Annotated in this window: 6 protein-coding genes and 1 pseudogene; 3 read left to right on the forward strand and 4 right to left on the reverse strand. The window is 56.3% G+C overall.

The window, feature by feature from the left end:
• Positions 1–124 precede the first annotated feature (124 nt).
• From DHN60_RS18375 to DHN60_RS18390, 4 genes are read right to left on the reverse strand one after another with little or no spacing between them, the layout of a single operon-like run.
• The gene (locus DHN60_RS18375) at positions 125–532 is read right to left on the reverse strand and encodes a hypothetical protein (protein WP_108838779.1); all 408 of its coding nucleotides are present in this window, start codon (positions 530–532) and stop codon (positions 125–127) included.
• Positions 532–1911: a glutamine synthetase family protein gene (locus DHN60_RS18380; protein WP_234423706.1), complete on the reverse strand. Its 1380-nt coding sequence runs from the start codon at positions 1909–1911 to the stop codon at positions 532–534. The genes DHN60_RS18375 and DHN60_RS18380 overlap by 1 nt, the downstream gene beginning before the upstream one ends.
• A 9-nt stretch (positions 1912–1920) precedes the next feature.
• Complete coding sequence (locus DHN60_RS18385) at positions 1921–3138, reverse strand: aromatic ring-hydroxylating dioxygenase subunit alpha (protein ID WP_108838781.1); 1218 nt, start codon at positions 3136–3138, stop codon at positions 1921–1923.
• A complete protein-coding gene (locus DHN60_RS18390; RefSeq protein ID WP_234423707.1) occupies positions 3135–3509 on the reverse strand; it encodes a Rieske 2Fe-2S domain-containing protein in 375 nt (124 codons plus the stop codon). Before DHN60_RS18390 ends, DHN60_RS18385 begins: the two co-directional genes overlap by 4 nt.
• A gap of 316 nt (positions 3510–3825) precedes the next feature.
• Here DHN60_RS18390 and DHN60_RS18395 point away from each other — a divergent pair, with 316 nt between their 5' ends.
• The 3 genes and pseudogenes from DHN60_RS18395 to DHN60_RS22720 all read left to right on the forward strand — a co-directional run.
• Positions 3826–4776 carry a TAXI family TRAP transporter solute-binding subunit gene (locus DHN60_RS18395; RefSeq protein ID WP_108838783.1) on the forward strand — a complete coding sequence of 317 codons (951 nt, stop codon included), beginning with the start codon at positions 3826–3828 and terminating at the stop codon, positions 4774–4776.
• A 59-nt stretch (positions 4777–4835) separates the two neighbouring features.
• The gene (locus DHN60_RS18400; protein ID WP_108838784.1) at positions 4836–6614 is read left to right on the forward strand and encodes a TRAP transporter fused permease subunit; all 1779 of its coding nucleotides are present in this window, start codon (positions 4836–4838) and stop codon (positions 6612–6614) included.
• Between the two features lie 405 nt (positions 6615–7019).
• A pseudogene (locus tag DHN60_RS22720) lies at positions 7020–7151 on the forward strand (IS110 family transposase); the annotation flags it as partial.

Raw genomic sequence — 7151 nt, forward strand, 5'->3', positions numbered from 1 at the left:
CCACTGCCTAGGGAAAACTCATCCGGATTGTCGGTTCCTGCACTGATTTCGCCGGGTTGGAGTGTTGGAGACTTACTGGGCGACGGGACTAACCACGCACAGACGCGCATGATACGGCACAGCGTCACGTACTGGACAATATGCCCTCGAACGCCTTGGGGTGGTCGAAACACAAGCCACCGCCAGAGCGCACTGAGACCAGCGCAGGTTCGGCCAGTCGGATCATTGGATCTAAGGTCACGGGGACTTCAGTCCCGTTAAGCCAGCGCCATCGCACTGACCCGCTGAGTCGCGTTCCAGTTCCGGACAACGTAACCGATAAAGTCGCGTCATCTATGATGCCCGCTCGCCCGCTGCGGATATTGAGAGGGACCGGCGCGTCATGGGGAAGCCCATCGATAGCTATGATCGGCGCAAAGCTCAGTTTCAACTCGGCACAGCGCAATCCGTTGCGATGCAACAAATCCGCGACGGACAGGCTAAGCGGGAAGTAACCATCCAAAATATCCTCGAAAGCAGTGGTGGACGCCATCAGAGCAAGCCAAAGTATTCCTGATGTTCCCATTCAGAGATGGTCATCACGTAACGGTCCCATTCCGCCCGCTTCAAAGTGGCGAGATAGCTTTGAAACTCTGGCCCAAATGCTTTTCGGATAAAGGAAGAGCTTTCGAATTCATCCACAGCGGCTGTGAGGGTGGTAGGCAGAGCCTGAGCTCGGTCGCTATAGGGCGTCTCACTGGGTTTCGGTGCGCTACATTCGGCACTCAGCCCTGCGATCCCAGCGTGAAGTTGTCCAGCAATTGCGAAATACGGGTTCGCAGTTGAATCCGCGACGCGGTTCTCTATCCGGGAGGTCGGATCGTCCGGCATCATTAATGCCCGGATCATTGCGCCCCTGTTATCACGCCCCCACAAGATGCGGTTGGGTGCGAGCTGAAAAGGAGCAAAGCGCTTGTAACTGTTTACGGTCGGGTTTGTCAGGAGGCACAGTGCAGTGGCGTGCTCCAGAAGACCCGCAATCCAACCGCTTGCCTCGGGCGTCAGGGTATCCTGCCTATCAGGGATGAAAGCGCCCCGTCCGCTACTGTGTGACACAAGCGACTGGTGCATATGCCAGCCATTTGCCGCTGCATTGGGCAGTCGTGGTTTCGCCATGAAGCTGGCATGCAACCCCTGTGACTGGCACACTTCCTTTACCATGGTTCGGAACATCACATAACGTGCGGCCTGAGTTTGCGGATCGCCCGGCGCGAAGGTGAACTCAAACTGGCTTGGCCCCATCTCTATTTCGACCGTGCGTGGGGCAAGGCCCATCGCTTCGGCGGTGCGCCTGAGGGTGTCAAGAATGGTCTCGGCCTCGCCATAGCGCGTTTCAGTTAGGAATTGATGACCTTGGGTCAGGTTCTCGGTCTCGGGAGGCAAGGGCGTCTGGGTATGATCCCGCGCGGGGTCGATGCAACGATACACCTGGAACTCGACTTCCAGACCAAACACAGCTTCATAGCCCGCTTCGGCCAAGGCTTCCACCGCACGCCTCAGAACGGAAGAAGAGCTGAAAGGGATTTTGCGGCCTGACCGGTCCTCGACCTCGCAAAGTAGGATTGCCGAATGGGGCGACCAAGGCAGCGGGAAGAATCCGTTTGGATCGGGCCGTAGCACAACATCGCTTGCGCCCGACAGAGGCATATCGCCGATGTGAGCGCCTTCAGTCCAGATTGGAAAGACAGTGCGATGCGACGTGTCTTTCAAAAGCAATGTCGAGGGAACGCCAATACCGCTTTCAAAAGCGTCTTCCAAGGCGCTCGCGACAAGGGTTTTGCCGCGCAGGATGCCATGTTGGTCAACGAAGCACAGGCGGACGGTTTCCAGCTTGAGTTCACGTACGCTGGCCAGAATAGTTGCTGTGTCCATCCGCGTCATTCAGACTGAAGCGTCCCATGGACACGCGGCCCGGCGCTCTAAATCAACTGCATGGCTGGCAGCCTTCCAGTCTTTTGAGTCCGCGATGGCGTCATTTGACAAAGGTCCCCGCAACCCCGCGATGTCCCCTTGCATTGGCAACGCGTCGGACCGGCCATCCGATAGATCCGCAATTGCTCGGCGCAACATCCGGCGATAGTGGATGATGGCCACATCGCTTCGGCCCAAGTGTTCCTGTGTGCGGTCCTGGATCGCCCCCATCCCTTCGACAGCCCATTGATCATGCACGTTGATGTCCATTCCCATCCCGGTATAGGTCAGCTTTGCCTGTTCGGCGGGATCATAGTGATAGTTGTTCTCCCGGTTTTTCAATGGTGCATAGTCCGGCAAACGGTGTTCTTTAAGGCGTTGCTCGCGCATCAGGTCCTTGTTCACCGGCTTCTGGAAACTGGTGAAAATTGTGTACCAGTAACAGGTCTCGTCATCGACGGGCACATGCCACTGGGTGATCGTCATCTCGCGCGACATGGGAATGCAGATGGCTTCGGGAAAGATCTGATTAGTCACGCGCACGTGGGTCAGATCATTTTCCATGTGCCGCAAGGCGGTGATCTTGAGGCCATAGCCGGTCTCTTCGACTTCGATATCTGGGCGCGGGTAATCGCGCAGTAGCTGCGTTATCGGCATATTGGTATGCGCGGCCTTGTCCCGGAACTGTTTACCGTAGCTATCTTCCTGGTCTTCATCCTGAAGGAACCGATGCAGGAAGGATGCATGCGCAGGATCGATGCCGATTTCGAGGGCCTGTAACCAGTTGCAGTGCCAGAGTCCCTTGAAGGCGAAGACATGGCTGTCTGGCGCGCGGAAACAGTCAAACTGGGGGAAAGGCGGCGGCGCACCGGGACCCATGTAGGCGAACGCGATGCCTTTGATTTCGTGCGCCGGATAGCTGGGACCACTGGTGTCGATCTCGATCTCATGGCTCGGGGGGTATTGCGCGGATGGGGCATCGTCGGGACAATGGCGCGTGGCAAGAACAAGCAGTTCACCCTCACGGATCAGGGCCAGCCGCTCGCCCATCAGGTTCACGGCCACCGGTAGGCCGTCTTCCATCTCGTCATTCAGCGCCGCAGGTTGCCAGTAGTGCCGCAGCACTGCGCCTGCCTGCGTGCCGGGGCCGATGCGGGTGATCATATCGTTGAGCTCTTGGCTGATCATCTGGCGTCTCCCTCCAAGGCCATCCACGCCGATATGGCCCCGTTCTCTTCTTTGACCGGCACCATGGGCACCTTGATCTGTGTATACATCCGCGAGCCTTCTGGCTCGGCGGGTTGCTCGACACACTGGCCGTATCGGTCGAAATGCCAACCGTGGAAGGGGCAGCGCAGCCCATTATCCTCCAACCTTCCATAGCATAGATCCGCACCCCGATGCGGGCAATGTCGCCCGATCAAGCCAAGCTTACCCTCCTCATCGCGGAACAAGACGAAAGGTTTTTCATCTAGGGTGACCGGAATTAGCGGTCGGGACCGGTCCAGTTGGTGGCTTTGCGCCACGATGACCCATTGGCCCGAGGTGTTGGTCTCCACTGGTGCTGCTCCTAAACTTGCTGTGCGACGCCCGAACATTACCACATCTTACAACAGTATTTCTGCAAGCAGCTCAGATCATCAAACGGTGCACAGGCATTGTAATGATCGAACATCGTTTCGCAAACCGTGTCCCGATAAACACGGATTGTAATGAAAGATACGAGGCTCGTCCGCATGACCGCCCGCGCTTCGCAGCGCTGCACCCAAAGTGATTTGGCGATCCCAAGACCCACGTAACCGGGTTTTCACGCATATCTTTCCTATGCATACTCCGACCAATGGCAACAAACGGCCAAATAACAGGGAGTATCCTATGCAATCCGTAAAATACCTGACTGGGGCCGCTGTGGCTTTTGCAATTACCGCCACATCGGCGTTTGCAGAGACACGCGTAACCTACAAATCCGCCAAATCAACATCGTCCTATTATCAAATGGCGGTTCAGATCGCTGAAGCGATGAAGGCTGGCTCTGATATCATTGTGACCGTTGAAGAAAGCCAGGGCTCTGTTCAGAATGTGATGGAAGTGAAGGCACGGGGTGGTGATTACGTTTTCACCACGCCACCTGCCTTGGTTCGGCTGGCAAAAGGCGGCAAGGCGATGTTCGAAGGGAAGGGCGATCCTTCTTTTGACGAAATTCGCGCGTTGTTCCCGATCCCGTCGCTCACCATGCATTTCGTTGCCCGCGCGGATGCTGGAGTCTCCAGCTTTGCCGATCTTGAGGGAAAGACCGTTCTTCTAGGTAAGGGATCGTTTGGAGCACGTGAGGGTGAGAAATACCTCAAACTGTTTGGGCTGGAAGGCAAGGTGACCCTGGCAGAAGTCGAGCTTTCCAATGCGGTGCCCGCGTTGAAGAACGGCCAGATCGATGCTTTCGTAACAGCGGGATCGTACCCGGCGCCCAATGTTATCGAGGCTGCCGCATCAACTGGCGTCGTAGTTCTGTCTCTGAGCGAAGAGCAGATTGCCGAAACCAAGCGCGCGCGCCTGGTTATTCCAGCGGGAACATACGCAGGGCAGGACAGCGACATCGTCACAACGTCGCTCCCAGTGGTTGCCTATGCCACGACAAAGATGGACGACGAGACCGCATATCAGCTCACAAAGACGTACTGGGAAGGCAAAGCCGCGATGGGAGACGCCGCGCCTTGGTGGAACGGTGTCGATGAGAGCTTGATGAGCAACATCGAAGGCAAGGTTCATCCCGGAGCGATCCGTTTCTACAAAGAGGCGGGGATGAGCTTGACTGACGCCCAGATGTAACAGCCTGAACGATGGGTGAAGGTAGGGCCGCGGCGCCTGGCCTTTTTTAAGGGCATTCAATGCTGGAAGAGGACACTCCCGTTAGCTGGAAGCCGGTTTGGCTGGCCTTGGCTGCCGTGTTGGTTGCGTATCATGTCGGCCTGATCTTTTGGGGATTGGTGCCAAACCTCGTGTCGCGTCCTTTGCACATGGCGCTGGTCCTGCCTTGGATCTTCGTGTTTGCCGCTCGCGACAGAACGCAGCTTGTTTCCGGGGCTGTGTTCGCCGCATTGGGTATGGCCGCATCAATCTGGATTGCGTGGAACCATCAAGCTCTGGGAGATCAATACGGGTTTCTGGAGGGTAACTTCCAAATCGGCGTGGCCCTAACCCTTCTGGTCTGTGTCTTAGAAGCCGCAAGGCGCGCAATTGGCTGGCCATTGCCCCTGGTTGCAGCAGTTTCGCTTTCCTACGCTTTATTGGGCCGACATATCCCAGGCGAATTCGGCCATTCCGGTACACCGCTGAAAAGCTTCTTGGGCACAATGACAATTGCCGAAGGCGGAATCTGGGGAACGCTTACAGCAGTGTCAGTGGGTGTTGTCGCCATCTTCGTTATTTTCGGCGCGGTCCTGAATGCAGGCGAGGCCGGTCAAGGGTTCATGAATGTGGCATCTGCTGCTGCCGGGCGGCTCAAGGGTGGCGCTGCAAAAGTTTCGGTTATTTCCTCAGCCTTGTTTGGATCAATCTCCGGTTCGGCCTCGGCCAATGTCGCCTCGACCGGCGCCGTTACGCTTCCCGCTATGACCAAGCTCGGCTACCCAAAACGATTGGCGGGTGCTATCGAGGCCGTCGCCTCGTCTGGTGGACAGATCATGCCGCCGTTGATGGGCGCCGGAGCCTTTGTGATGGTGGAACTCACTGGCGTTTCTTACACTGGCATCATGGCCGCTGCGGCTTTGCCCGCTTTATTGTACTTTCTTGCAGTCTGGGTCGGCATCAATGCCTATGCCAGTCACACCGAGCTGAAAAGCATCGACAAAAAAGACCAACCAGGCATCAAGGATGTTGCCATTACGTCGGCCTTCTTCCTCGTTCCATTTGCGGTGCTGCTTTGGGGAATGTTCGGACTGAGGGTGACACCGCAATATGCGGCTTGTCTTGCCATAGGAGCGGGTACGGCCCTGTTGGCGTTTGATCGTACGTTGCGCATTGATCCGCGCGCGACATGGGTAAGGTTAGAAAACGCGCTCCTGACGGCGGCCCGTCAGGTTGCTTTGATCGCCTCCATCATTTTATGCGCTTCGATTATTATCGGTGTGCTGTCCATCACCGGGCTTGGGGTGAAGATCACATCGCTCATCTTGTCTGGTGCCGGGGGCATGCTCTGGCCCGCTCTTTTGCTTACGGCACTGGCTTGTCTGGTTCTTGGCATGGAAGTACCGACAACCGCGGCATATGTGATCTGCGTTTCCGTTGCTGGCCCAGCGCTGATCCAATTGGGTTTGGAACCGCTGCAAGCTCATTTGTTCGTTTTCTGGTACGCGCTTTTGTCGACAATCACTCCTCCTGTTTGCGGCGCCGTTTTTATTGCCTCTGGCATGGTGCGGGAGAACTGGTTGCGCGTTGCCGTCACTGCAATGGCGCTTGGCGTGGGTTTATATGTTATCCCGCTTGGCATGATCGCGAACCCGGATCTGATCCGTCTTGCCGAAGCGCCCGCCATGTCTCTGATCGCCTTTTTGCGAGTGGCTCTAGGTCTCGGGCTGATCTCATATGGCCTGATTGCGATGCGCGCAGCCCTTACAACACTTGGACTATGCGCAGCGGGGCTTGGAATAATCTTCGCCCCGATTTAGCGCTCGTTCTCTGGCCGTAGTAACGGCTTTGTTGAACAAAAGTGAGAGATTTGCGTGCAGACCGCGACGTCGGAGATGTCAGCCGCGCAAGTAGCACGCATCTTCCTGTTCGGCGATTTCAGCAGTTTTGAGGGGCGCCATGGAGACCTTTGAACTTTGGGTGTAGAGGCGCGCATAAAACTGCACGCGCCTCATAATTTTGCACGCTTCTTTTCTGCCAATGAGAATGGAGTCACAAACTATAAACAGGCGTTAGTTTCAACGGCCGCTTTTCCAGCATCGGACGTTCACTGCGCCAATGCCTAGTGTCTGAGTTGCGGATGGGGTGGATGGCTCCTGCATCACCCGGCGTCGTAATGCGCCATATTGCAGCTGCTATGAACCGCTTTTGAGAGGAGCCACCCAATGCAAGTTACAACAATCGGTTTAGATTTAGCCAAGAACATTTTTCAGATCCACGGTATCGACGACCATGGTGAGGTTGTATTCAACCGCGCGCTGAGACGGGCGCAAGTCCTGGCATTTTTTGAACGCCTC

Origin of the sequence: Tateyamaria sp. Alg231-49 (assembly GCF_900143535.1) — a bacterium.
Taxonomy (GTDB): domain Bacteria; phylum Pseudomonadota; class Alphaproteobacteria; order Rhodobacterales; family Rhodobacteraceae; genus Tateyamaria.